General features: G+C 36.1%; 23 protein-coding genes. 18 read left to right on the top strand and 5 right to left on the bottom strand.

What is annotated here, in order from left to right:
- Together ILA26_RS10340 and ILA26_RS04560 are read left to right on the top strand one after the other, a co-directional pair.
- A complete protein-coding gene (locus ILA26_RS10340; protein WP_366514880.1) occupies positions 1–135 on the top strand; it encodes a zinc ribbon domain-containing protein in 135 nt (44 codons plus the stop codon).
- A gap of 134 nt (positions 136–269) precedes the next feature.
- Positions 270–923, top strand: a complete 654-nt coding sequence (locus tag ILA26_RS04560; RefSeq protein ID WP_292894573.1) for a DUF447 domain-containing protein — start codon at positions 270–272, stop codon at positions 921–923.
- A 70-nt stretch (positions 924–993) separates the two neighbouring features.
- Here the strand turns inward: ILA26_RS04560 and ILA26_RS04565 are convergent, their stop codons facing one another.
- Positions 994–1,122, bottom strand: a complete 129-nt coding sequence (locus ILA26_RS04565; protein ID WP_292894576.1) for a hypothetical protein — start codon at positions 1,120–1,122, stop codon at positions 994–996.
- Between the two features lie 443 nt (positions 1,123–1,565).
- On the opposite strand from ILA26_RS04565, the gene ILA26_RS04570 reads away from it, so the two are divergent.
- Positions 1,566–5,114, top strand: coding sequence for a C1 family peptidase (locus ILA26_RS04570; RefSeq protein ID WP_292894579.1), 3,549 nt, complete (start codon positions 1,566–1,568; stop codon positions 5,112–5,114).
- Between the two features lie 173 nt (positions 5,115–5,287).
- Here the strand turns inward: ILA26_RS04570 and ILA26_RS04575 are convergent, their stop codons facing one another.
- The gene (locus tag ILA26_RS04575) at positions 5,288–5,542 is read right to left on the bottom strand and encodes a type II toxin-antitoxin system RelE/ParE family toxin (protein ID WP_292894582.1); all 255 of its coding nucleotides are present in this window, start codon (positions 5,540–5,542) and stop codon (positions 5,288–5,290) included.
- Position 5,543: 1 nt separating this feature from the next.
- Positions 5,544–5,765, bottom strand: a complete 222-nt coding sequence (locus tag ILA26_RS04580; protein ID WP_292791989.1) for a hypothetical protein — start codon at positions 5,763–5,765, stop codon at positions 5,544–5,546.
- A 297-nt stretch (positions 5,766–6,062) separates the two neighbouring features.
- On the opposite strand from ILA26_RS04580, the gene xerA reads away from it, so the two are divergent.
- From xerA to ILA26_RS04655, 15 genes are all read left to right on the top strand, one after another.
- Positions 6,063–7,058 carry a site-specific tyrosine recombinase/integron integrase gene (gene xerA / locus ILA26_RS04585; RefSeq protein WP_292894585.1) on the top strand — a complete coding sequence of 332 codons (996 nt, stop codon included), beginning with the start codon at positions 6,063–6,065 and terminating at the stop codon, positions 7,056–7,058.
- A 272-nt stretch (positions 7,059–7,330) separates the two neighbouring features.
- A complete protein-coding gene (locus ILA26_RS04590) occupies positions 7,331–9,856 on the top strand; it encodes a peptidoglycan-binding protein (RefSeq protein WP_292894589.1) in 2,526 nt (841 codons plus the stop codon).
- Positions 9,857–10,004: 148 nt separating this feature from the next.
- A complete protein-coding gene (locus tag ILA26_RS04595; protein WP_292894592.1) occupies positions 10,005–11,087 on the top strand; it encodes a glycosyltransferase family 4 protein in 1,083 nt (360 codons plus the stop codon).
- On the top strand, positions 11,087–11,953 hold the full coding sequence (locus ILA26_RS04600) for a shikimate kinase (protein WP_292894594.1): 867 nt from the start codon (positions 11,087–11,089) through the stop codon (positions 11,951–11,953). The genes ILA26_RS04595 and ILA26_RS04600 overlap by 1 nt, the downstream gene beginning before the upstream one ends.
- Complete coding sequence (locus tag ILA26_RS04605) at positions 11,950–13,170, top strand: succinylglutamate desuccinylase/aspartoacylase family protein (RefSeq protein WP_292894597.1); 1,221 nt, start codon at positions 11,950–11,952, stop codon at positions 13,168–13,170. Before ILA26_RS04600 ends, ILA26_RS04605 begins: the two co-directional genes overlap by 4 nt.
- 50 nt (positions 13,171–13,220) lie before the next feature.
- The gene (locus ILA26_RS04610; RefSeq protein ID WP_292894600.1) at positions 13,221–14,387 is read left to right on the top strand and encodes a succinylglutamate desuccinylase/aspartoacylase family protein; all 1,167 of its coding nucleotides are present in this window, start codon (positions 13,221–13,223) and stop codon (positions 14,385–14,387) included.
- Between the two features lie 66 nt (positions 14,388–14,453).
- Positions 14,454–14,795 carry a chorismate mutase gene (locus ILA26_RS04615; protein ID WP_292894603.1) on the top strand — a complete coding sequence of 114 codons (342 nt, stop codon included), beginning with the start codon at positions 14,454–14,456 and terminating at the stop codon, positions 14,793–14,795.
- On the top strand, positions 14,782–14,979 hold the full coding sequence (locus ILA26_RS04620; RefSeq protein ID WP_067043908.1) for a 30S ribosomal protein S17e: 198 nt from the start codon (positions 14,782–14,784) through the stop codon (positions 14,977–14,979). The genes ILA26_RS04615 and ILA26_RS04620 overlap by 14 nt, the downstream gene beginning before the upstream one ends.
- 190 nt (positions 14,980–15,169) lie before the next feature.
- On the top strand, positions 15,170–16,390 hold the full coding sequence (locus ILA26_RS04625; RefSeq protein ID WP_292894606.1) for an aspartate kinase: 1,221 nt from the start codon (positions 15,170–15,172) through the stop codon (positions 16,388–16,390).
- Entirely contained in the window at positions 16,387–17,280 is an 894-nt protein-coding gene (dapA, locus tag ILA26_RS04630) for a 4-hydroxy-tetrahydrodipicolinate synthase (protein ID WP_292894609.1), read from the top strand. Before ILA26_RS04625 ends, dapA begins: the two co-directional genes overlap by 4 nt.
- Positions 17,281–17,292: 12 nt before the next feature.
- Positions 17,293–18,114, top strand: coding sequence for a 4-hydroxy-tetrahydrodipicolinate reductase (gene dapB, locus ILA26_RS04635; protein WP_292894612.1), 822 nt, complete (start codon positions 17,293–17,295; stop codon positions 18,112–18,114).
- A gap of 9 nt (positions 18,115–18,123) precedes the next feature.
- Entirely contained in the window at positions 18,124–19,173 is a 1,050-nt protein-coding gene (asd, locus tag ILA26_RS04640; RefSeq protein ID WP_292894615.1) for an aspartate-semialdehyde dehydrogenase, read from the top strand.
- A gap of 230 nt (positions 19,174–19,403) precedes the next feature.
- Positions 19,404–20,561: a glycosyl transferase gene (locus tag ILA26_RS04645; RefSeq protein ID WP_292894618.1), complete on the top strand. Its 1,158-nt coding sequence runs from the start codon at positions 19,404–19,406 to the stop codon at positions 20,559–20,561.
- A gap of 370 nt (positions 20,562–20,931) precedes the next feature.
- Complete coding sequence (thsA, locus tag ILA26_RS04650) at positions 20,932–22,542, top strand: thermosome subunit alpha (protein ID WP_292894621.1); 1,611 nt, start codon at positions 20,932–20,934, stop codon at positions 22,540–22,542.
- Positions 22,543–22,626: 84 nt separating this feature from the next.
- Positions 22,627–23,586 carry an adenosylcobinamide amidohydrolase gene (locus tag ILA26_RS04655; protein WP_292894624.1) on the top strand — a complete coding sequence of 320 codons (960 nt, stop codon included), beginning with the start codon at positions 22,627–22,629 and terminating at the stop codon, positions 23,584–23,586.
- Here ILA26_RS04655 and ILA26_RS04660 read toward each other — a convergent pair.
- Positions 23,576–23,797 (bottom strand): exodeoxyribonuclease VII small subunit, encoded by a 222-nt coding sequence (locus ILA26_RS04660; protein WP_292894626.1) that lies wholly within the window; start codon positions 23,795–23,797, stop codon positions 23,576–23,578. The two genes, ILA26_RS04655 and ILA26_RS04660, sit on opposite strands and share 11 nt — an antisense overlap.
- A complete protein-coding gene (xseA, locus tag ILA26_RS04665; RefSeq protein WP_292894629.1) occupies positions 23,797–25,188 on the bottom strand; it encodes an exodeoxyribonuclease VII large subunit in 1,392 nt (463 codons plus the stop codon). Before xseA ends, ILA26_RS04660 begins: the two co-directional genes overlap by 1 nt.
- Positions 25,189–25,304: the final 116 nt, after the last annotated feature.

Raw genomic sequence — 25,304 nt, forward strand, 5'->3', positions numbered from 1 at the left:
ATAAAAAAAGAGTTAAAAGTCAAAACACGCAAATGGAAATGCACAAACTGCGGAAAAACACATGATAGAGACATAAACGCCGCAATTAATATACTAAACCGCTGGTTCAACGGGGATAGCCTGAAAAAACATTAAAATTAATCAATCAAATGAAAAAAAATTCAGGAATCCCCACCCTCTTAAGGGCGGGGTGGTTCAATGAATCAAGGATTTTTCACAATAATTTTTAATTAGATTATGAATAGATATTAATATTGAATGTGATTAATGTGGATGATAAAATGGCTATTGATTTGACTGATATCGGAATTGAAGAAGGACAGAAATATGAAGGGATTTACACTACAATGAGCAATGACGGTGTAAAAAATGCTGCGCCAATAGGAATTGTGTGCAAGGGCAAGAACAAACTCGGATGCAGGTTATTTGTCGGCACCCAAACCCTTAAAAACATCATGGAAACACGCAAGTATGTTGTAAACATCACTTTTGACCCTATAAACTTTGTAAAGTCAACCATCGGAAACCTGGATATTGAAGAGTTTACAGATGATGAGGACATTGCAATATTGAAAAATGCCGAAGCGTATATTATTTGCGATGTCACAGACATTAGAAAAATGGACCCGATTAGGGACCATGTAACCTCAAACGGGGAGGCTTATATCGTAAGCAGCGATGTTGTTGAAATCGTCAAAAACCATCCATGCGCAAAGGCTTTAAACCGAGGTGTGTTTGCACTTCTGGAATGCCTTACAAACTATACTCGACTCGACCTTGTCAGCAAGGAGCAGCAGGATTATTTTGTCGGAAGGTTTAATGAAAACAACCGTATGATCAAGAGGGTTTCAGGGCCTGATACAATAGAAGCCATGGAGATTCTTAAAAACAGCATGATGGAAAAGGGCTTTGACGTTGAATAACAGGATTAGTTGAGCACATGTGTGTTGAAACCAAAAATAGTCATTATTTCAACAAATGGATTTAATTAGGTTATTTGCTCCAGTCATCACACGTGTCATCCATTTTAACTAGTTTTTCATGCAATCTGCAGTAATATTGGGTGCAAAGGCCGATATCAAATTCCATATGCTTGCAGTTATAGCATTCCTTTTCATCCATGATATTTTCCCCAAAAGTTATTCTTTTTTAAATGCGGTCAGTTGGTACCGTCTATGTATTTTTTCTGAAATAAGTTTTTCTAGTTAGGAATTCCACGCTTGCTGTTAAAACATTGCGATTATAAAATGTGTCTAAATCTTGTATTTTTTTAAATTAAACCAAATTTTGTTCTTATTGCTGTATTTTGTAATATATTTTCTACAATTGTAAATAGGTATATAAATATCAGTTTTCATGATTAAGAGTTAATTTTTCTATGATTTGAAATATATTTGATACATTCGCTCTTGTTAAATAAATATATAAATAACTGATAAAATCATATTTGCATTTAAATTATTTTAAATAAATTTAAATATTGTTCCAAAGAAATTTAATTATGAATAATATTTTGAGGAAAATTATGACATATGATAAATATGTATTACATTTTTTTTATATTAGTGTGCATTTTGATTTCAATCACATCAGTATCTGCAGTTGATTTAAATGATACTGTTGGTCATGATGTTTTAAATGATGTTGGAGAGAAATCATATGGTGACCTTAATATTAAAATTAATGGAGAAAATTTGAATTTTACTTTTGAAAGTGATTATAAATTTAATGGTGAAATTGACAAAAATTATTCTGGTGGAGTCAATATAACCAAGGATAATTTTATAATTGATGGGAATAATCATCGAATTGACTGTGGCGGTCAATCCAGAGCGTTCTATATCACAGGAAAGAATGTTGAAATAAATAATTTAATTATTGAAAATGCCTTTTACGGGTATGGTTCGGCAATTAGAACTGGCTCCCAGTTAACATTGAACAATGTTACCTTCATAAATTGCTTAGGGGATAATGAAACTTATAGTGGAGGTGCCATTTTTTCTTACAGGACTACATTAAACGTTAATAATTGTAGATTCATTGATAATGGTGGAAAAAATGGTGCTTCACTCACTTCTTTAAGATCTACGGTCAATGTTGTCAACTCCACATTCATCAGCGGTAGCGATATGATTATTAATGGACATATATATTTGGAAAACTCACAGTTGACTGTTGACAGTTCCAATTTTTTAAATACTACCTCAAAATATGCTACTGCAATTTTTTTAATGGATGATGGAAACTTAAATATTAAAAATTCTAAATTCAAAAACCTGTTTGCTTATAAAACTGCAGGTGCAATCGGAGCAAAAGTTGTATCAGATTTAACTGTTTCAAACTGTGAATTTGACAATGTATCTAGCGCAAACAATGGAGGTGCAATTTTTGTTGACATGAAAGGTTATGATGGGGCGTTATATAAACTTGAAATTGAAAATTCAGTATTTAACAACTGTTATTCCGGTTTTGGAGGTTCCATACTTCAATTGGATGGATATTTGGTTATTAACAATACAAATTTCACTTCCAGTATTGCACATTATGAAGGCGGTGCAGTTTATACAAGTGATGCCTATGTAGGGATTTCCAATTCAAAATTCAAATACAATAGTCTGATTGACGAAATGTCTTATGGAGGGGCATGTTATTTTGATAATGGTGCTGTAACCCTAGATGGAAATTCTTTTGAAAACAATATGGCTTTTGAAGGGGCTTCAGTTTATGCATATGATGTGACTTTAAACTTAATCGGAAATTACTTCAACAATCCCTCTGATGCGATAAGCATATACACAGTATATGGAAAAATGGATGAAGAACGGGATAACAATTATAGTTCAGATGTTAAATCTTTCAACAACACCAATAACTTCTATAATTTTGAAGGCAGTGCGAGTTCATTTATAATAATCAACAACACTCTTTCATTTGATGAGATGCCTGAAAAATTTGATTTGAGAAGCTATGGGTGGATTACTCCAGTTAAAAGCCAGGGGTTCGCGGGATCCTGCTGGGCATTTGGAAATCTTGCGGCACTGGAATCATCATTGCTGAGATATGCAAATAAGACATATTCCCTATCAGTGAACAATATGCAGAATTCAATGCTCAAGTATTCAAAATATGGAGATTCTTCTATGAAGGAAGGGGGAATTGCATTTTCCGCTGTTGCTTATTTGATTGACTGGCTTGGAATCTTTCCCGAAGAATATGACGGTTACGATGAACTGGGTAAGATATCCTCATTGGCCATAACTCCCGAAGACATCCATATTCAAAATGTGGTTGTCATTGCCCCAATAAAAAATGCTTCAGATAGGGATTTAATCAAAGATTCTTTAATAAAATATGGGGCTGTATCAACAGCTCATTACGCAAATTTCGATAAAAGTAAATATTTCAACGAGTCAAGTTCTGCACAATATTTTTATGGCACACACAATGCAAATCATAGGGTTTGTATTGTGGGGTGGGATGACAGCTATTCAAGATATAATTTCCTAAACACTCCTGAAGGTGACGGTGCATGGATTTGCAAAAACAGTTGGGGAACTGATTGGGGTGATGGAGGATACTTCTACGTGTCTTATTACGACACCTCATTTGCAACCAAAGAGAGTATTTGTTACATAGTTAACAATGATTCATACACCCGGATTTATCAGCATGATGTTGGCGGGGAAGGTAAATGGATGGAAAGATCCAAGTATTATGCCAATGTTTTCACCGCCGATGAGGATGAATTTATTGGGGCTGTCGGAACATTTTTCAATCAAAGTGGCATTGAATATGAGTTTACAATATCCGTAAACGATGTTGATGTACATACTCAAAAGGGAATAAGCAAATTTAGGGGATATGAAACAATCAAACTGGATAAACTCGTTCCAATTAAAAAAGGGGAAAAATTTAAAGTCACATTTAAGAACATGCTCTATGCCGTCAATACCCTCAGAATTCACCCTCAAATGGGACAGTCTTTTGTTAGTAATGATGGTGAATCCTGGCAAGATTTGAGTAATTCACTCTCTGTAGCGCTTCTCAAGGCATATGCAGTTTCTCAAATGCCTGCTGAAATTGATATAACTAATGAAACAATTGATTTGAAAGTTGGTGACACTGTTCAGCTCAATGCTACTTTGAATCCGGCTGATGCAGGTAATCTGACATATTCTTCAATCAATGGAAGTGTTGTCAAAGTATCTGATGATGGTTCAATTGTTGCCGTTGGTAAAGGTACTGCCATTGTCACTGTTTCATTTGCTGGAAATGATAAATATGCTTCTGATTTAAAAACAGTTACTATCAATGTAGGTAAGGTTTCCACCAATCTGGCTGCAGCAGATGTGACTGCAACTTATAATGTCAATAAATATCTTGTAATCACATTGAAAGACAGTAAAGGAAAACCTTTAGTTGGTGCAGGTGTCACTGTTGACTTGAACGGTGCTAAAACCTACACTACTGACAGTAACGGTCAGGTTCAGGTGTCAACCAATGGACTTGCTCCTAAGACTTACACTGCAAGAATAACATTCGACGGAAATACCAACTATGAAAAATCCGCCAAAAATGTTAAAGTCACTGTCAAGAAGGCAACTCCTAAGTTGACTGCCAAAAAGAAAACCTTTAAGACAACTACAAAAACCAAAAAGTACACTATTACATTAAAGGACAATACCGGCAAGGCAATCAAGAATGCCAAAGTCACCCTGAAAGTCAAAGGCAAAACCTACAAGGCAACCACAAACAGCAAAGGCAAAGCAGTCTTCAAAATCAAAAATCTCAAAAAGAAAGGAACCTTCAAGGCAACAGTAACCTATAAAGGAAACAAATACTACAACAAGGTATCCAAAAAAGCCAATATTAAAGTCATTGTCACCTTCAAGACAGTATCCAAAGGAAGCAAGGACAAATCCACAGTTAAAGAAATCCAACAGGCCTTAAAAGACCATGGATACTACATCTCATACAAAGGCCACTACCTTAAGGTTGACGGTAAATTCAAAGGCTGCACTGAAAGATCCGTCAAGGAGTTCCAAAAGGACAAAGGCCTTAAAGTGACCGGTAAGGTTGATGAAAAGACCGCCAAAAAACTTGGTTTAATTTAAATTTAATGTGGATGCAATTGCATCTGCACTTTTTTCTTTTTTTTGCATTTTTCATTTAATCATTTTTTAATAGGTACTGCTTTTTTTTAGTTTTTAAAGTCAAATCAATATGTGTATAAATATCAGTTTATCTGCCAATAGAAAATTAAATAGTTTAACCCGATTTGGAAAAACTATTGGTATACTTTTGAGCGGTCTTCAATACGTCCAATATAAATGCAATTGTTTTCTACTCTAAAACAGATTCTATAATTTCCTTTTCTTGCTCTTTTGTATTTTGGATATTTTTTTACTTTTTTATAGTTACTGTCTTCTGGATTGTTTATTATTTCTTCTAATTTTTCACGGATTATTTTGTAAGCTATTGGATTTTTCTTTTTATAGTATTTCAATTGTTTTAAAGCAGAACGTTTAAATTCAAGTTCCATATTAATCATCTAGATATGCATCAAGTTCGTCTAATGAAGAAAAGTGAACTCCTTCACCATTTGCAAATTCTTTATCTGCTTCAATTAAGTCTTTAATCTCCTGATATTCTTCATAATCATCTAATACTTTAGAGATAATGTCATTGAAAGAATCATTCTTATGTCCAATGTCTGCTAATCTTTCATGATTAAATAAACTGACTCTGATAGATTTTGTTTCCATTTATACATCACCAATAATATATTTTGTAGTTTTAAGTATATATAGTTTACAAGGTATACCTTGTATACATAATCAACAATATTGCTCAATTTTATATATTTTTTTGTATATGACAAAAAATATTAATATCAGTTAATCTCTCTAACATTTGGTTTTCGTTTAAAATTTTAGGTTTATAAGACTAACTTTTCTATTTTTTTATTAAATTTAGGTTTATGAGAAAAATTTAGTGTCAAAGTTTCTGTTGCATATGTTTTCCAGTATGATTTAATAGATATTGTCATATGGTGATTTTAAATGAAAAATGAATTGATCAGATTAATAGAAAGTAATATAGGGCATTATCTAAATGAAATTCAATTGGCACAACTTAATGAATGTCTAAAAAGTATTTTGAATGAATTTGAAGTGTTTAAAAAGGACAATATTTTATCGGCTGATGAATCAAAAGAAAATCGGGAATTGTTGGTGTCTTTTCTTTCAGCCAAACAAATTGAGGGATGTTCTGAAAAAACCATTGATTATTACAGAAACATGATTTCCAGGATGTTGAGGTCAGTTAATCTTAAAATCGAAAGCATCACAACTGATGATTTGAGAAAATATTTGGCAGACTATAAAAATCAGAGTAATGCATCCAAATCAACGATTGACAATATCCGAAGAGTTCTGTCTAGTTTTTTCAGCTGGCTTGAGGATGAGGGATATATTTCAAAAAATCCCGTTAGAAGAATTCATAGGATTAAAACCAAAAGGGTAGTTAAAGAGGTTTTAAGCGATGAAAATTTTGAAGTCCTAAGGGACAAGTGTGATAACATCAGGGATTTGGCAATGATTGAGCTTTTAGCATCAACCGGTATACGTGTAGGGGAACTTGTAAATCTAAATATTGATGATATTCTTTTTAGTGAAAGGGAATGTGTTGTATTGGGCAAGGGTGACAGTGAACGTATAGTTTACTTTGATGCAAAAACAAAAATTCACCTTCAAAAATACTTGGAGTCAAGAAACGATGATAATCCCGCACTATTCGTGTCACTTAGAAAACCTCACAATCGGTTGGGAATTCCTGGTGTTGAAAAAAGAATGCGTAAACTTGGCAATGAAGCTAAAATCAAAAAAATACATCCACATAAGTTCAGAAGAACAATGGCAACAAATGCAATTGATAAAGGAATGCCGATTGAACAGGTTCAAAGGCTGTTGGGTCATGTACAGATTGACACTACCATGCAATATGCAATGGTGAATCAAAACAACGTGAAAATATCACATAGGAAATTCATCGGATAATCTTGTTCGTATTTTAAATTTTAGGTGTTTTGGTGGATATTTCTTCCATTATTTTCTTAAAATGGTAGGTACATAAATATCAGTTTATCTGCCCTTCATGTCTCTGGTATAGTTATGTATAAATATATTTATTGATAGATTTTTATTCATGTTTTAGATGTTTTAAACAAAGGATATGTATTTTTATGATTGTTTGAATGATATAAAACATTTTTAGTATATAATTTTCAGGGGTTCAGGGAGAAAATGGAGTACAAAAAACAATAATCCTATTGGCGCTTGTTGTTTTCCTATTGAGCATTGCAGGTGTTAGTGCAAGTGAAATAGGGGATACTATAGCAAGCGAAAATACAAATACAATCGAGTTATCCACTGATAATGATATTATTGAGGATAATCTACAAACAAGTGAAGAAAACGAGGCATTGGCTTCAACTGATTATGATGAGGCTATTGCACAAACTGATACTGAGGTATTGGGTGCGGATTCAGCTACATATTCTGATTTGGCTAAAGAAATTGGCCATTCTGGAAACATTACATTAACCCATAAGAACTATACTTACACTGGGGGTGAAACCATTACTATCAGTGAGGCCAATAAAGTCATTGATGGTAACGGTGCAGTCATTGACATGAACGGATCAACAATCAGGGCATTTTATATTAGTGCTTCCGATGTAACAATTAAAAACCTAACCATTAAAAATGCTAATTATGAGGGTGATGGAGGAGCAATTTACTTTACTAGTTCAGGTACTGTCAAAAATTGTAATTTCACCAATAACCAAGCAACCAATTATGGGGGCGCTATATGGGTGAGTTCTGGCACTGTTGAAAATTGTAATTTCACCAATAACCAAGCAACTAACAAGGGTGGAGCGGTTTACTTTAGTAACTCCGGTAGTGTTATAAATTGTAATTTTGTTGAAAACAAAGCAACTGGTAATTATGGTTATGGTGGTGCAGTTTTATTTAACGATAATAGTAATGGTGAAGTGATAAATTGTAATTTTGCAGGTAACTCTGCAGCAGTTGGTGGTGCTGTCTGGATGTATTATGGCAGTGTTAAAAATTCTAATTGCACCGGTAACTCTGCAATACGTGGCGGTGGTGCTATCTCAATACTTCAGGGCAGTGTTGAAAATTGTAATATTGCCGATAACTATGTAAACACTGATGGTGTTGTCATTATGTATCAGGGCAGTGTTAAAAATTGTAATTTCACCAATAACAAAGCAGAAACTAATGGCGGAGCAGTTTATTTTGGCAGTAATTTTAATAATACTGCGATAAATTGTTATTTTGCCAATAACAACGCAACTAATGATGGCGGTGCCATATATCGTGGTTCAGCCATAAACTGCACATTCATAGCCAACCGTGCACAAGGCAATGGTGATGCCATGTACAACGGCTATTATTTGGACTGCATCGGTCAGGAAGAGGAATATGTTGATTGTGAGGTGTTAGATCTTTACTTTGAAGTATCTGATTTCAATTCAACATACAAATCCGATAAGGAGTTCCTCATCACTTTAAAAGGCCAGGACAGAGACATAAACTTTATGAATACTGATGTGGTAATTTATAAGAACGGCAATCATGTCAAAACATACTCTTGCCTAAGCGGTGGGGCATTGATTTTTGATTTGGCCGCAGGCAACTATACCGCCGAGCTGAGAATCCCATATCCGAATCTGGACCCTAAATCAAAAAACGTCACAGTAACAATCAGTAGGATAGCACTGAAAATTGAAGCGTCATGCAATGAAACAACATACTCCGAAAATGTTGTCGTTAATGTAAAATCAGACATGAGCGGAGATTATGTGGTTACAGTTGGCGATAAAACCCAAACAGTAACTCTTGAAGCAAATGTAGTCAAAAATGTCACATTCACAGGCATATCAGCCAATGAAACAGGACATGTAATTAACGTGACATACATTGATAGCGAGAATTACACAGGATTAAACGGCACCGTCAGGGCAGTTGTGCATAAGGCATCAACAGCAATCACAGCTGCGGGAATAACCGCAACCTACAACATCGACAGGGACCTGGTTGTTACCCTCAAAGACGCAAGCGGAAATGCTTTAAGTGGTGTTAAAGTAACTGTTGACTTGAACGGTGCCAAAACATACACTACCGATAATAACGGCCAGGTCAAGGTATCAACCAAGGGACTTGCTCCAAAAGCATACACTGCTAAGGTAACATTCAACGGCAACACTAACTATGATAAGTCAACCAAGGATGTTAAAGTCACTGTCAAAAAGGCAACTCCTAAGTTGACTGCCAAAAAGAAAACCTTTAAAACCAGTGTCAAAACCAAAAAGTACGCTATAATCTTAAAGGACAATACTGGTAAGGCAATCACGAAGGCTAAAGTCACCCTAAAAGTCAAGGGCAAAACCTACAAGGCAACCACAAACAGCAAAGGCAAAGCAGTCTTCAAAATCAAAAATCTCAAAAAGAAAGGAACCTTCAAGGCAACAATAACCTATAAAGGAAACAAGTACTACAACAAGGTATCCAAAAAAGCCAATATTAAAGTTATTGTCACCTTCAAGACAGTATCCAAAGGAAGCAAGGACAAGTCAACCGTCAAGGAAATCCAGCAAGCCTTAAAAGACAAAGGTTACTACATTTCATACAAAGGCCACTACCTTAAAGTCGACGGCAAGTTCAAAAGCTGCACTGAAAGATCCGTCAAGCAGTTCCAAAAGGACAATGGACTCAAAGTGACAGGCAAGGTTGACGAGAAAACCGCCCATAAGCTTGGAATAATTTAAATTCGATAAATGTAGGCATCCAGTTGCCTACCACTTTTTCTTTTTTTCTAATTTAATTGAACTTTTTAGGAATCCATTCCAATTTGATTAATTATTTAAAGAATAATTTAATTATATAATTATATAGTGAAATTTGGAGTTTTATTTTATGAAAATAGCTATGGTTGGTCAGTTCCCGCCTCATGTTGGAGGAGTGGGAGTTCATATACACACGTTGTCCAAGAAGCTTGTTGAAGAGGGTCATGAGGTCTATGTAATAACCTATCCCCACAAGGAAATCAAGGACATCGATGGAATACATGTAATCGGAACTAAAGGGCTCAATATCCCAGGAGTTCGTGGATTGATGTTCAAGAAGAATGCCAAAAAGGCATTGGAAAACCTTTTGGAAAAAGAAGATATCGACATCATTCACGGCCATTACCTCTTCCCTGCGGGAGCGGCCGCTGTTGAGGTTGGAAACGCCCACAACATAAAGACATATGTGACAGCCCACGGTTCGGACATGTTTGAGCTTTACAAGTCCCAGCCTCTTATGCGCTCACCGATTAAAAACGTGTTGAAGAATGCAGATGGAGTTTTTGCAGTGAGCAATGCACTGAGACATGAGATAATAGCCACAGGAGTTGTCGGCATAGCAGATAAAACCAAGCTTTCATGGAATTCCGTAGACATTGACAGATTCTCTCCAAACAATGATGATTCCTTTAAAAAGGAATATAAGCTCACAGACAAGCCAATAGTTCTTTTTGTGGGAAACCTGATTAAAAGGAAAAACGTTGATTCACTTCTTGAGGCCAAAAAGATTGCCAACAGCGACTATTATCTTGTGGTCGTCGGTGACGGGCCGCTTTACAAGAAGCTGACAAAGAAGGTTGAGGAGGAAAACATCCGTGACGTTATTTTCACCGGTTCCCGAGGGGACGTGGAAAACATCATTCCAAGCTGTGACGTTTTGGTCCTGCCATCATTTTCAGAGAGTTTCGGCCTTGTGCTGATTGAGGCATTGGCATGTGAAAAACCGGTCATCGGAAGTGATGTTGGCGGAATCACAGAAATCATAAACGATAAAGTGGGATTGCTTGTAAATCCTAAAAAGGTTTCATCAATAGCTCATGCAATCGATAGGATTGTCAATGATGATGAATTTAGAAATGCATTGTCAATGAATGCAAGAAACAGGGCAAGGGATTTCTCGGAAGTCACAATCCCTTACGATGAGGTTCAATAATGAAAAAGACAGTAAGATCGCCAGGTTCAGCAACAATCATTAACGCAATAGCAACAGGATACGGTTCGGCATTCGGAATAGGATTGGATATAGAATGCGAGGCTGAAACAACATCAAATTCAATAACCTGCTCAAATGACGTCGGAGCCGACACAGGCTTGATGGAGCTGTGCGTTCAGAAGGTATTCAATCACTATGACATTGATGAAAGTGAATTCGGAATCAACTTAAAGACAAAATCAAAGCTGCCAATGGCATCAGGCCTTTCAAGCAGTAGTGCTTCATCAAATGCAATAGTTAAAGTTGTATCTGAAATCGTTGCAGAGGAATTTGACCTAAACCCTCTTGAGGACTTGGAGGTCGTTAATATGGCGATTGATGCGTCACTGGATGCTGGTGTTACAATCACCGGATCATTTGACGATGCAACAGCTTCATACTTTGGAGGGGTTGTAGTTACAGATAATAAGAATAGGGAATTTATCATTAAAGAGAAAATGGAAGCGCATCCCATTTTAATTTACATGCCCAATTTTTATTCAAAATCAGGAGACAGCGACGCTGACAGAATGAGGGTATTGGCCCCATTGGTGAGGGAGGCATTTGATCTGGCCTGTGATAAGGATTACTTTAAGGCATTGACATTGAACGGTTTGCTTTACTCAGCAACATTGGGATTTGACTCAACAATTGCAGTTGATGCATTGGCCCAAGGGGCCATCGCTTCCGGTTTGTCCGGAACAGGATCATCCTTTGTTGCGGTTGTTGATGATGATTCAATCGATGATGTCAAGGAAGCTTGGGAGAAATATGAAGGAAGTGTTATTGAAACACACGTTGATAATGAAGGATGTTGTTTATTATGAAAAAGAGATATGTAGTGCTGTTGTTGGCCGCTATTGTTTTAAGCATGTCGGCGGTTTCAGCGGCGGATAATTTATCAGTTTCTGACGCTCCGTTGGAAATGGATAATGTTGAAGAAGTGCCTTTGGATAATGTAATGTCTGAAGTGAATCATGATGCCGATAGGTTGGAGTCAAGCGATGAGCCCGATATGATTGCATCATCAAATGAGTCTTCTGATGACTCTTCCAAGGATGCTGAAGTGCAGGTTCCTTCAAAAGCAACCACAAAGGATATCAAATCCACTTATGGGACTGAAGCTGAATACACACTTAAATTGCTGGACAAGTCCGGAAAGATTATAGTGGGCAAGAAGGTCACCTTTAAGGTCAATGATGAATCCTATAAAATCACGACAGATTCCAATGGTGTGGCTACTTTAAAACTTAATTTGCCTGCTGGAAAATATGTCATAAGTTATTCTGTTGGAGATTTGAAAGGCAAAAACACATATACTGTTTCAAATAAGGTTACAACCAAGATTTTAAAATGGGGAAATAAAGGCGATGTGTCCAAGATTAAGCTGCTTAAAAAAAACATGCCCAACAATAAGTGGGTTAAATGGGCCGTAAAAGCTACCAAGAAAGGAAATCCTCTTTTGAAATTCCAGGGTGGTGAAGGAAAGATTGTATTCCTGACTGCCGGAGTTCATGGTAATGAATTGTCCTCCCAAGTTGCGGCAATGAAATTGATTAAGTACCTAAGTAAAAATCCAATCAAGGGAACAGTCTACATAATTCCATTTGTTAACATCAAGGCTATATCAAATAAGGTAAGGCACACTGGCGTTGATTATAATAGGGTTGCTAACAAAGCAGGAACAATCTCAAATAAGATAGTCAAGCTTGTAAGCAAATATAACTGTGATGCATATGGTGATTTCCATACAACACAGCCTGGAGGAATTCCTGGAAAAAATATTGTCATGGGATCAAAATCCCCTGCTACAAAATGCAAGGAAATGACAAAGTATATCGCAAGTCAGGCAAAGGTCAATAAAAGGATTTATAAATATGCCGGAGAGCAATATCCTGGCGCATTGGCAGACAATGTTAACAAAAATGGCATTCCAGGTGTTATTTGTGAGGTCATGCTTCCACACAATACTGTGACAACAAAAACGGTCAAGACTTCATATGCCATGATGAAGGCATTATTGAGATTCAACTCAGTAATATGAGTGGGGGCGATTTGATTAAAAAAAATATTTTTTTAATTCTTTTTTTATTTTTGATTATTTCTGCAGTAAGTGCAGCAGATAACGCTACTGATGATAACGTTTTAAGTGATTCTGATGATTTATCATTAAGGGGCTCTACAGATGTTCCTGTTATGGGAGATGCTGAATCCTCAACTTTGAGTGCGGATGATGTTTCCAAAAACGAAAGTGGTACCGACACCACATTGAAGTCTCCTTCAGGTTCTGTTTCAAAGTTTTCGGCCAAGGATGTGGCCTCAAAGTATGGGTCAAAAACAACTTTTTCAGTTAAACTTTTGAATAAGGATGGCAATGTGCTTAAAGACAAGTCAGTCATCTTTAAAGTCAACGGCAATAAATATTCTGCCCAATCTGACTCTAAGGGGATAGCAACAGTATCCCTCAAATTAAACGCTGGAAAGTATACAATATCCTATTCATGTGATGGTGTTGGCGGAAAGAATACCATTAATGTCAAAAACGCCTATAAAATCAAGATTTACAAGTGGAAATCCGGTGCGGACATAAAAAAGAACAAGAAAATCAAAAAGAACATTCCGGATTCCAAGGTAGTCAAAAAGATTGTAAAAGCTGCCAAGAAGGGAACTCCCGTAATCAAGTTCAAGGGAGGGAAAGGCAAGAAAGTGTTCATCACTGCAGGGGTTCATGGAAATGAGCTTTCGTCTCAGGTTGCAGCAATGAACCTGATCAAGTATCTGGAAGACCATCCAATCAAGGGGACCGTTTACATCATGCCTTTCATGAATCCAAAGGGAACTGCAAAGAATGTAAGAGATTACAATGGAGTTCATTTGAATAAGTTGGCCAATAAGAAGGGAACAATATCCTATAAGACAGTCAAGTTGATTACTAAATTCAAGTGCAAGGCCTACGGTGATTTCCACTGCACAAAACCCGGCGGAAAACCAGGAATGGATGTTGCGATGGGGACTTATAATCCGACTCCACAGAGTGCTGTGATGGCCAGATACATCGCCAAGGACAGCAATGTAAACTATCTGATTTACAAAAAGGCAGGTTCCGAATATCCTGGAGCTTTGGAAGATACCGTCAGCCTGAAGGGAATCCCTGCGGTGACATGTGAGGTGATAACCCCTCACGGCAAGATTGCTAAGGGAACCCCTACAAAGTCACTGTCAATGATGAGGTCATTTTTGAAATTCAATGCATTGATTTAAATAGCAAACATATAGTTTATATAGTAGGATATGAATAAATTATATTATTATCAATTTGGTGATTTTTTGAAAAGTAATGAGGAAATAATATCTTTTGAAAATAGGGAAGATGCTGAAATACTGCTCAAGGAATCTCGAGAACGTATTGATGAAATTGATAATGCGTTATTTGATTTAATTTCTCAGAGAACTTCTCTTGCAAAGGACATTGCAATTTCCAAGGATTATCTTGGAATGCCTATTTATGATAAAAGCAGGGAAGATGCAATTCATGAAAAGGTTGAGAGATTGTCTGAAGAAAATGGTCTTGATGTTGATATTATTGATCAGATAGTTAATATGCTGACTATGTTAAGTAAAAACGAACAAAAAGAAATTTTAAGGAGGAATGTTGATGGGCAATATTAGAACTTCATTTGTTAAACGTTTAGCAAAAGAATTAATTGAAACTCACAAAGGTGTTTTCACTACTGATTTTGAAGAAAACAAAAAATTAGTACAAGAATACTCTACTGTAAGTACTAAACATTTAAGAAACAAAATTGCTGGATATGTAACAAGGCTTGTCAGGTTAGAACAAACCCAAGAATAAGCTTTTTTTCATATTTTTTTACTCTTTTTTTATAACTTTTTTTTACATGACTATTTTTTCAGGTTTTTTTCCAACACTTCTTTTAATTAAAGTATATTAATATGGTTAGATAAAAATAGATATGTATATTTTATTTTGTTGAATAATTTGACAAAATAACAATAAATATTTTAAGAAATAGGTGAACTTAATGGATTTGGTAGTAATAAAATTCGGTGGAACCTCGGTAGGAAACGGTTCCAGAATTAAAAAAGCGGCGCAGTCCGTTGTAAATGAATATATGAATGGTAGTCGAGTGGTAGTTGTGGTTTCAGCTGTCAACAAGACTACAGACGACCTCATAGGATTATCTGATGAGGCAATTGGTGCTAGCTTAACAGATAAGCAGAAGGCAGAAATCGTGTCTATGGGTGAATTAACTAGCGCTAGATTATTCTCTGCAACTATTGAATCTTTAGGTGTCAAGTCCGAATTTATTGATCCATACAGTGACTTATGGCCAATCAAGACTGATTCAAACTATTTGGAAGCAAGCATTGACTTCAATACAACAAAGAAAAAAACTGAAGGAATCATGCAGCTTGTAAACCAAGGTGTTATTCCTGTCATTTGTGGATTTTTAGGTCAAGGTCCTAGCGGTGAAATCACAACTCTCGGAAGAGGTGGAAGTGACATCACAGCATTCTTAATAGGCCACTGCCTAGACGCAAATGAAGTGATTATCGTAACCGATGTTGATGGAGTAATGTCAACAGACCCAAATAAAATTGAAGAGGCTGAATTGCTTGAAGAGATATCCGTTGAAGAGTTAAGGGATTTGGCTACTCATGGAGCTCAAGTCTTACATCCTCATGCATTAAAATATAAAGATCCATTAATAACTGCAAAGATTATAAATTTCGAGCACGGAGACTTGTCTTCAAAGGGAACACGTATTTTGGGTCCCTATGAAGGTGAAATGATGAAATGTGTATCAATTTATAAGAACCCTATTTCTCTTATTGCTATTGTCGGTGAAGCTATGGTGAAAACACCTGGTCTAATAGCGAAATTATCTGGAAGTCTTGCTGACTCAGACATAAACATTTTCGGCATCTCCGCAGGTCAGAATTCAATAACCGCATTTGTCGACAAGGCTGATTCCAACAAGGCATATCATTTATTGCACAATGTAGTGATTGAAAGTGATGTTTTAAGTTCATTATCATTAGGAAGGGACACTGCAATGATTACATTTGTAAGTCCAGACATTATTGACACTCCTGGAATCATTTCAGATGTCACAGAACCACTTAGAAAAAACAATATCAATATTGTCGAAATTATCTCATCACAAACCGCAATTGTACTTTTCGTCGATTGGGAAGATGGTGAAAAAGCACGCGAATTAATTAACGAGGTTTTAGAATGAAATTTGAAGGAACATATGTTGCAATGGTTACTCCATTCACAAAAGATTTGGAGATTGATGAAGAAGGATTTAGATCCAATATCAACTATTTGATTGATAAAGGGGTCACAGGTTTAGTCGGTGCAGGTACCACCGGTGAATCCGCTACCGTGAATCATGAAGAGCATCAAAAGATTATCGACATCTTGGTTGATGAGGTTGATGGCAGGGTTGAAACCGTAGCCGGAACCGGAAGTAACGCTACTTCAGAAGCACTTTCCTTAACCAAATACGCATATGATGCAGGTGCGGATTCCGCATTGTTAATCACTCCTTACTACAACAAACCTCAACAACATGGTATGATTCAACACTATGGAACTATTGCAGAAGCTGTTGACATCCCATTGATTGCATACAACGTACCTTCCCGTACCGGTATCAACATGGATGTTGAAACCATTGTTGAACTTGCTAAAATCGACGGTGTTGACGCTGTAAAAGAAGCAAGTGGAAGTGTGGATAAAGTTTCAGACATTTACAAAGCTCTTTCAAATGAAGGACTTGAAGATGACTTCAGCATCCTTTCAGGTGAAGACTCATTGACATTACCTCTCATGGCTGTCGGAGCAACTGGAGTTATCAGTGCATCCGCAAACGTTGACGCAAAAAGGATGGTGTTGATGGTTGACAGCATCTTGAACGATGACTACACAAGAGCTATGGAACTTCACTATGAAATGGTTGAATTGATTAGGGCATTATTCATTGAAAGCAATCCGGTTCCTGTAAAAACCGCAATGAACATTATGGGACTTCCATCAGGACCGTTAAGACAACCATTAGCTCCAATGTTAGATGAACATGTTGACATTCTTAAAGAAGCATTAAAAAAATCAGAATTAATTTAAGTTGGTAATAATATGATTAAAGTAGCAGTTACCGGAGCGGCCGGAAGAATGGGCTCTGGTATTATTAGAAAAATTACAGAACAAGATGATATGGAAGTAGTTGCAGCTATTGAAATGCCAAACACTCCTCTTGCAGGTAAAGATGCTGGTGTTCAAGCTGGAATTGATGAATTGGGTGTTGCAATCTCCGGTTCTGAAAAATTAGAAGAAACATTAAAAGCTTCCAAACCAGACGTATTGGTTGACTTCACTATTGCTCACGCAGCAGTTGAAACCATTAAAATAGCAACTTCCTGTGGTGTTGGTGTTGTAGTTGGAACCACCGGTTTCAGTGAAGAGCAAATGGAATCAAACATTGCAAATGTTAAGGATAATAATGTTCCTGCAGTAATATCATCCAATATGGCTATTGGAGTAAACGTATTTTTCAACACATTGAAAAAATTGGCTCCATTATTATATGATTTTGACATTGAAATTATCGAGGCTCACCACAATCAGAAAAAAGACGCTCCATCCGGAACAGCCATGACTGCATTTGAAGTCATCGCTAAGGAATTGGAACGTGACCCTGAAGAAGTGGGAGTTTACGGAAGACAAGGATTAGTAGGTAAAAGAACTCCTGAAGAAATAGGTATCCACGCCATCCGTGGTGGAGACATTGTTGGAGATCATACCGTAATGTTTGTCGGTGACGGTGAAAGGATAGAGCTCAAACATCAAGCGCACACAAGGGAAGTTTTCATTGCTGGTGTAATCAGGGCTATCAGATACATTCCTAATGCTGAAAAAGGTGTTGTCAGCAGCATGAATGATGTCTTAGGATTAGAATAGGTGTTAAATATGGTAAACGTGGGAGTACTTGGTGCAACTGGAATGGTCGGCCAAAGATTCATTCAATTGCTCGAAAACCACCCTGATTTCGAAGTCACTGCATTAGCGGCTTCTTCCAGATCAGCGGGTAAAAGATACGAGGATGCTACAACTTGGTATATGGATAATGAAATGCCTGAGTCTGTTAAAGACATAGAAGTCATTGAAACAAATCCTGAAGCTATGGATAACGATGTGGATATTGTATTTTCATCTCTTCCTGCAGATTTCGCATTGACTGTTGAAAAGGAATTTGCAAAGGATTATGTTGTTGCAAGTAATGCTAGTGCTCACAGGATGAAGAAAAATATTCCTTTAGTAATTCCTGAAGTCAATCCTGAGTGCTTAGACATGATTGATGCTCAGCAAAAGGAAAATGACTGGGACGGATTCATTGTAACCAATCCAAACTGTTCCACTATTGCTTTGGCTTTAACTTTAAAACCTATTGTTGACAATTTCAATGTAAACTCAGTTAGAGTATCAACCATGCAAGCTGTATCCGGTGCAGGTTATAATGGTGTACCATCAATGGCTATTGTCGATAATCTCGTTCCTTACATTGGAGGGGAAGAGGAAAAAATGGAAAGTGAATCCCTCTATCTGTTAGGTTCATACGATGGTAACGATGTAGTTAATGCAGATTTCAAATTGAGTGCATCATGTCATAGGGTGCCTGTTATCGATGGTCATACCGAGGCAGTATTCATTGAATTGGATGATGGATTTGACATTGCTGATGTTGCTGATAAAATGGCAAACTTCAAAGGATTGCCACAAGAACTAAATCTATATTCAGCTCCAGAAAATCCGGTAATTGTCAAAAATGAAAACGACAGGCCACAACCTAGAATGGACAGAAATGCCGGCAATGGTATGGCGGTTACTGTTGGTAGATTAAGAGAAGACAAAGTATTTGATAATAGTTTCAAATATGTTCTTGTTGGACATAATACTATTCGTGGTGCTGCTGGAGCATCAATATTGAATGCTGAGTTAATCAATGATAAAATACTTTAATTTTATCAATTTATTTTTTCTATTTTTTTTAATATTTTCTGATTTTTCTATCTGTTTTCTATTTCTTTTTAATTTCAATTATAGGTTAATTTAAGGGTTTAATTTAAATAGTATAAAATTAATATTTTATATCAAGGAATTATATTGTACAATATATCGATGATTTCAAATTTATAATTTCACACTAATTTGAAATCGATATAGGGATAAAATTTAAACTAAGGGATAGAATGGAAATAGGAATTGATGCTGAAAAAGATACTTTACAATCTTTGATTCGATCTTGCCTATTGGAGCTCAATAACTTAAAATTCGAATTGACTGAGCTTGAAGTGGAACGGAAAAATGATAACACTCCACAAAGGATTAAAGAACTCGAAAAAGATATTGTAGATAAGGAAAAAGAAGTTTCTGTTATTAAATTCAAAGCAGAAGACGAAATTAATCTTTTGAAAAAACAACTTGAAGAAAAAGACATTTTAATCAAAAATCAGGAGGATAGGATTTATGAATTAGATTACGTAAACAATTCTCTTGATGAGATTAAAGAATATTTTGCAGAGCAATTGCATGATTATAAGAAAAAAGAATTAGCTGATGTTAATGAGAGATTAACCGAATCTTATAAAAGTATTGCTGAAAAAGAAGCTCAAATTAATACTCTTTCTAGGACTATTGATGAATACAAGATCAAAGTTCTCAAATTGGAAAATGATGTTGAATCCCAGGCTCAGATATTGGAGCTTGAAAAGCAAATTGAACTTAAAAATAATGAAATTCGCATTAAGGAAAGTGAAATCGATCAAATTAATAATGAGTTAAATATTTTAAAACAGCAAACAATTCCTAAAGATGAATATATTTCTCTTCAAACTCAATTTGAATCTGAAATCAATGCGATGAATAATGAAATTTCTAATTTGAAACAAGACAGTATCCCTAAAAAAGATTATGACGATTTGCAATCCAAATTCGATTCTGAAATTAAAAGTTTGGATAGTCAAATTGTTGATTTGCAACAAACCACCGTTCCTAAGGATGACTATGTGAATCTCAAGAACAGGTTTGACACTGAAATTGATGCAAGAGACAGTGAAATACAATACCTAAGAGAAAGGACTATTCCTAAAGAGGATTATGTCAGTCTTCAAAATCAATTGGAAAGTGAAATCAATGCTCGTGAAAGTGAACTTCGCTTTATTAGGGAACAAAGCGTTTCACGTGAAGATTATTTGAAACTCCAAAATGAGCTCCAAAGAAAAGATGATAAAATCAAAAGATTAGAAGAAATTAATAATTTCTTTAATGATCTTCAGGAAGAGCAGGAGGCTTACGAAACTCAAGACAGGACTCCTCCTTTCAGATTGGAGAAAAAACAAGGTAGATAATTCTATCTTATTTTTTTATCTTTAAATTTTTTATTTATTGTTGCAATCATCTATCTATCCCATTTAATTTACTATTTTTTTTAGCACTGTTTTCAAAATAATTGATTTGCTCATGATTTATTTTGGGTATCTTTTCTTGAAGTGTTAAAATTTTTACATGTTGCTTGCATATTTCGAGGGGTAATTTTTCATTGGATTTCTCAATTATTCTTTTTCTTACTTTAATTTACTTTATACCATAAAGTATTTATATAACCTTAAACTCATGTATTAAGTAGAAAGGTTTAGTCAACACTATAAACTTATTTTCTCATGTTGATAATTAAACTGATCTATTTATTTATTAAAATTAAAAAAAAGGTGATTATTAATGGCACAAGGACAACCAATTTTTATTTTACCTGAAGGTACTAACAGGTCTGTCGGTAGAGATGCTCAAAGAAACAACATCTTAGCTGGTAAAGTATTAGCTGAAACCGTAAGAACCACATTAGGTCCTAAAGGAATGGACAAAATGTTAGTAGACGGACTTGGAGACATTGTTGTAACCAACGACGGTGTAACAATCTTAAAAGAAATGGATATTGAACACCCTGCAGCAAAAATGCTCGTAGAAGTGGCAAAAACCCAAGAAGACGAAGTCGGTGACGGAACCACTACTGCAGTTATCATTGCTGGAGAATTACTCAAAAAATCCGAAAACTTACTCGACTCTGACATTCACCCAACAATCATTGCAATGGGATACAGAAAAGCAGCTGAAAAAGCACAAGAAATCTTAGACGAAATCGCAATCGATGACGTAGATTCCGAAACCTTAATGAAAGTAGCTATGACTGCTATGACTGGTAAAGGAACCGAAGCTGCACGTGAACCATTAGCAAAATTAATCGTTGACGCTGTAGAAGCAGTTGAAGAAGACGGCGTAGTTGACACTGACAACATCAAAATCGAGAAAAAAGACGGAGCTGTTGTTGAAGAATCCAACTTAGTTGAAGGTGTAATTGTAGACAAAGAAAGAGTACACCCAGGTATGCCATCTGAAATCAAAGACGCAAAAATCGCATTAGTCAACGCTCCATTAGAAGTAAAAGAAACCGAAATGGACGCTGAAATCACAATCACTGACCCTGCTCAAATGCAAGCTTTCATCGAACAAGAAGAAAAAATGGTCAAAGACATGGTTGACAAAGTTGTTGCAGCAGGCGCTAACGTATTATTCGCACAAAAAGGTATCGACGACTTAGCACAACACTACTTATCCAAAGCTGGTGTTTTAGCTGTAAGAAGAGTTAAAAAATCCGATATCGAAAAATTATCCAGAGCAACTGGTGCTAACGTCATCACCAACTTAGATGACTTAACCGAAGACGACTTAGGTATTGCTGGAACCGTAGAAGAAAGAAAAATCTCCGGTGACGACATGATCTTCGTAGAAGAATGTTCCAGTGCAAAATCCGTAACCTTATTCGTAAGAGGTAGTACCAAACACATCGTTGACGAAATCGTAAGAGCAATCGAAGACGCAATCGGTGTAGTAGCAGCTACCGTAGAAGACGACAAAGTTGTTGCAGGTGGAGGAGCTCCTGAAATCGCAATGGCTAAAAAACTCAAAGACTACGCAGAATCCATTTCTGGTAGAGAACAATTAGCTGTAAACGCATTCGCAGAAGCTTTAGAAATCGTACCAAAAACCTTAGCAGAAAACGCAGGTTTAGACAGCATCGACTCCTTAGTAGACTTAAGAGCTGCACAAGAAGACTCCTTCTACATGGGATTAGATGTATTCACTGGTGAAGTTGCAGACATGAAAGAAGCTGGAGTTATCGAACCTAAACGTGTTAAAAAACAAGCTATCCAATCTGCATCTGAAGCAGCTGAAATGATTTTAAGAATCGACGATGTAATTGCATCAACCAAAGGCCCTGAAGACATGGGTATGGATCCTTCCGCAATGGGCGGAATGCCTCCAATGATGTAAATTCTTACATCTTCTTTTTTTCTTTTTTTTATGAATTCCAATAGACTAATTTTTAAGACATCACTTGGTGATGAAATATATTATTTGAATGACACTATCTTAATTAATTTTGGGGTAAGCCGTAATGGATTGTCAACCTCTGAATTGAATAGTGGCACAAACGATTTGTATAAAACTGTTTTTAACCAACACCTGTCTCAAGAAAAAATTGATTATCTTGTGGACCATGACGTTCATGACTACCTGATTAAGGAATGCGAAAGGCTGAATGTCGACTATCGTCATGCCACAGGTTTGATAACCTTGGCGGAAATGAAAAACGTAAGCATTGTCAACAAGTCTTTCAGGAATGTTGATGTCACTGCCGTGGTCACTGCAGGCGTCAGGACAAATGCGTCACGGGCGGGAGACCCTGCATCATATTGGCAGGAAAACGGTGAATTTCATTTTGGAACCATCAATGTTATTTTGCTGACTAATGTATGTTTGGACGAGTCAACATTGACAGATGCATTCATGACAATAACCGAAGCGAAGACCGTTGCATTGAGCAATCTGAAAATCCCTTCTCAATATTCGAATGGATTTGCAACAGGCACCGGAACTGACGGTGTGGCAATATTTTCAAACACTGACTCAAAAGAGATATTGACCAATGCGGGAAAACACTCCAAGTTAGGTGAATTAATTGCCAATGCGGTAATTGAAGCAATCTCCAAGGCAATTGGGAAGCAAGTCTGGATTACAAGCAAGTCCCAGTCCAATGCATTGGTAAGGCTAAACAGATATACCTTGGACATCAACAGGTTTTATGACGATCTTGACGACGATAAATTTGAATTTATAAAACAGTTGAGAATCGATGCTAGAAAGCAGGAAAATGTGGCAATCACCACTTCAATCCTAAACTTAATTGATGAGGTTGAAAATAATCTGATTGAAAAACAGGTCGCCTATGATTTGGCGATAAAAATAAAAGAAAATTGTAATAGTTATCCAATAAATGCATTACTGGAATACTGGATAAACTATTTCATTCGTTAGTGTTGAACTCTATCAGTTCTCCGTTATCCTGAACTATCTTTGCGATTGATTCTTCTGCAACTTCTAATTTTTTGTTACAAATCTTGACAAGGTCCATCGCTTTTTTAAATTCATCAATTGCATCGTCCAATGGCACATTACCATTTTCCAACTTGTTAACAATGTCTTCTAACTTTTCTAAACTTTCTTCAAAACTTAATTCTTGCTCCATCATATCACCTTTGTATTAATAATTCCATCGTCAAATTCAATATCCACTTCATCTCCAACTTCAACATCTTTTACGGAAGTGATTACCTTTTCTTTGGTCTTCGCTATGCTGTATCCTCTTTTCAATGTTGAAAGTGGATTTAAAACTTCTAACTTATTTATATTCTTTAAACATTCGTCCCTCTTCTTCTTGGTTATTTCGGTAGGATTCTTTAAAATATGGGAATTTTCTATCTTAAACAGCCTGTTTTTATTTTTGACAATAATGTTGTTGGAAGTCATGTTCAGTTTGTTAATCACTTTCTCCAGATCCATCCTTTTTAGCTTATACATTGATTCCGGATTCTTAAACACTGCTGAGCTTTCCAATCTGACCAGCTTATTTTTATTTCTTGTCATAATATTCTTGGATGTGAAACTTAATCTGTTGATTAGGTTATCCAGGCTCATCCCTTTTATATCATAAATCGATTCGGGATTTTTTAAAATGTTTTTTTGTGAAATGTTGTTCAATTTAGTTTTATTTAATTCAATCCTATCGTTAATGGACTTATTTGCCCTTCTGTTTAACTGGCTCACGCTCTCCTTAACTTTTCTAATGTCCGGCACGGCAATTTCCGCCGCTGCAGTTGGGGTTGGTGCCCTCAAGTCCGCCACAAAGTCGGATATTGTAAAGTCAATTTCATGACCCACTGCGCTTATGACCGGAATTCTGCAGTTGTAGATTGCATATGCAACTTCCCTTTCGTTAAATGCCCATAGGTCTTCAATGCTTCCTCCACCACGGCCTACAATTAGTGTGTCCAAATCAAATTTTTGGGCATGAATGATTTGTCTGGCAATTTGTGGTGCAGCGTTATCTCCCTGAACCAGAGTTGAAAAGACCAGCACGTCACAAATTGGGTATCTTCTTTTGATTGTTGTGATGATGTCTCTTATTGCCGCACCTGTCTGTGCAGTCACAACGCCTATTCTATTTGGGTATTTAGGTATTTTCTTTTTATGGGTATCGTCGAATAATCCTTCCTTTTTAAGGTCTTTCTTTAATTGTTCGAAAGCTATGTGTAAGTCTCCAAGGCCGTCTTCAGTTATCCTTGTTGCATATAGCTGATATTTTCCGTCCCTCTCATATACTTCAATCTTACCCTTGATGATTACTTTCATTCCGTCTTTTGGTTCAAATTTGAGGAATCTGTCCTTATTTCCTTTGAACATCACTCCCGGAATCTGTGATTTCTCATCCTTTAAAGTAAAATAGCTATGTCCGCTAGGGTAGGTTTTGTAATTTGAAATTTCTCCCTTTATGTAGATGTTTTTCAAATTTTGGTCCAGCTTGAGCTTCCTTCCAATATAGTTATTAATCTCAGATACTGTGAAAGTTTTCTCTTCCATGCATTCACCTTAAAATTAATATTGTTAGTATGTTGTTTGTATTTAATACAATTTTGCATTGACATTAATTTTTTTTAGAAACTATTAATTAATATTAAAAACTATTTATTAATTAA

It is taken from the genome of Methanobrevibacter sp., assembly GCF_017940815.1.
GTDB lineage: Archaea > Methanobacteriota > Methanobacteria > Methanobacteriales > Methanobacteriaceae > Methanocatella.

Excerpts from the sequence above, each read along its gene's own strand:
- thsA (WP_292894621.1), top strand. The coding sequence starts at position 20,932 with ATGGCACAAGGACAACCAATTTTTATTTTACCTGAAGGTACTAACAGG.
- xerA (WP_292894585.1), top strand. The coding sequence starts at position 6,063 with ATGAAAAATGAATTGATCAGATTAATAGAAAGTAATATAGGGCATTAT.
- ILA26_RS04620 (WP_067043908.1), top strand. The coding sequence starts at position 14,782 with ATGGGCAATATTAGAACTTCATTTGTTAAACGTTTAGCAAAAGAATTA.
- dapB (WP_292894612.1), top strand. The coding sequence starts at position 17,293 with ATGATTAAAGTAGCAGTTACCGGAGCGGCCGGAAGAATGGGCTCTGGT.
- ILA26_RS04565 (WP_292894576.1), bottom strand. The coding sequence starts at position 1,122 with ATGGATGAAAAGGAATGCTATAACTGCAAGCATATGGAATTTGATATC.
- ILA26_RS04595 (WP_292894592.1), top strand. The coding sequence starts at position 10,005 with ATGAAAATAGCTATGGTTGGTCAGTTCCCGCCTCATGTTGGAGGAGTG.
- ILA26_RS04645 (WP_292894618.1), top strand. The coding sequence starts at position 19,404 with ATGGAAATAGGAATTGATGCTGAAAAAGATACTTTACAATCTTTGATT.
- ILA26_RS04605 (WP_292894597.1), top strand. The coding sequence starts at position 11,950 with ATGAAAAAGAGATATGTAGTGCTGTTGTTGGCCGCTATTGTTTTAAGC.
- ILA26_RS04580 (WP_292791989.1), bottom strand. The coding sequence starts at position 5,765 with ATGGAAACAAAATCTATCAGAGTCAGTTTATTTAATCATGAAAGATTA.
- ILA26_RS04625 (WP_292894606.1), top strand. The coding sequence starts at position 15,170 with ATGGATTTGGTAGTAATAAAATTCGGTGGAACCTCGGTAGGAAACGGT.
- xseA (WP_292894629.1), bottom strand. The coding sequence starts at position 25,188 with ATGGAAGAGAAAACTTTCACAGTATCTGAGATTAATAACTATATTGGA.
- ILA26_RS04600 (WP_292894594.1), top strand. The coding sequence starts at position 11,087 with ATGAAAAAGACAGTAAGATCGCCAGGTTCAGCAACAATCATTAACGCA.
- ILA26_RS04660 (WP_292894626.1), bottom strand. The coding sequence starts at position 23,797 with ATGGAGCAAGAATTAAGTTTTGAAGAAAGTTTAGAAAAGTTAGAAGAC.
- dapA (WP_292894609.1), top strand. The coding sequence starts at position 16,387 with ATGAAATTTGAAGGAACATATGTTGCAATGGTTACTCCATTCACAAAA.
- ILA26_RS04575 (WP_292894582.1), bottom strand. The coding sequence starts at position 5,542 with ATGGAACTTGAATTTAAACGTTCTGCTTTAAAACAATTGAAATACTAT.
- asd (WP_292894615.1), top strand. The coding sequence starts at position 18,124 with ATGGTAAACGTGGGAGTACTTGGTGCAACTGGAATGGTCGGCCAAAGA.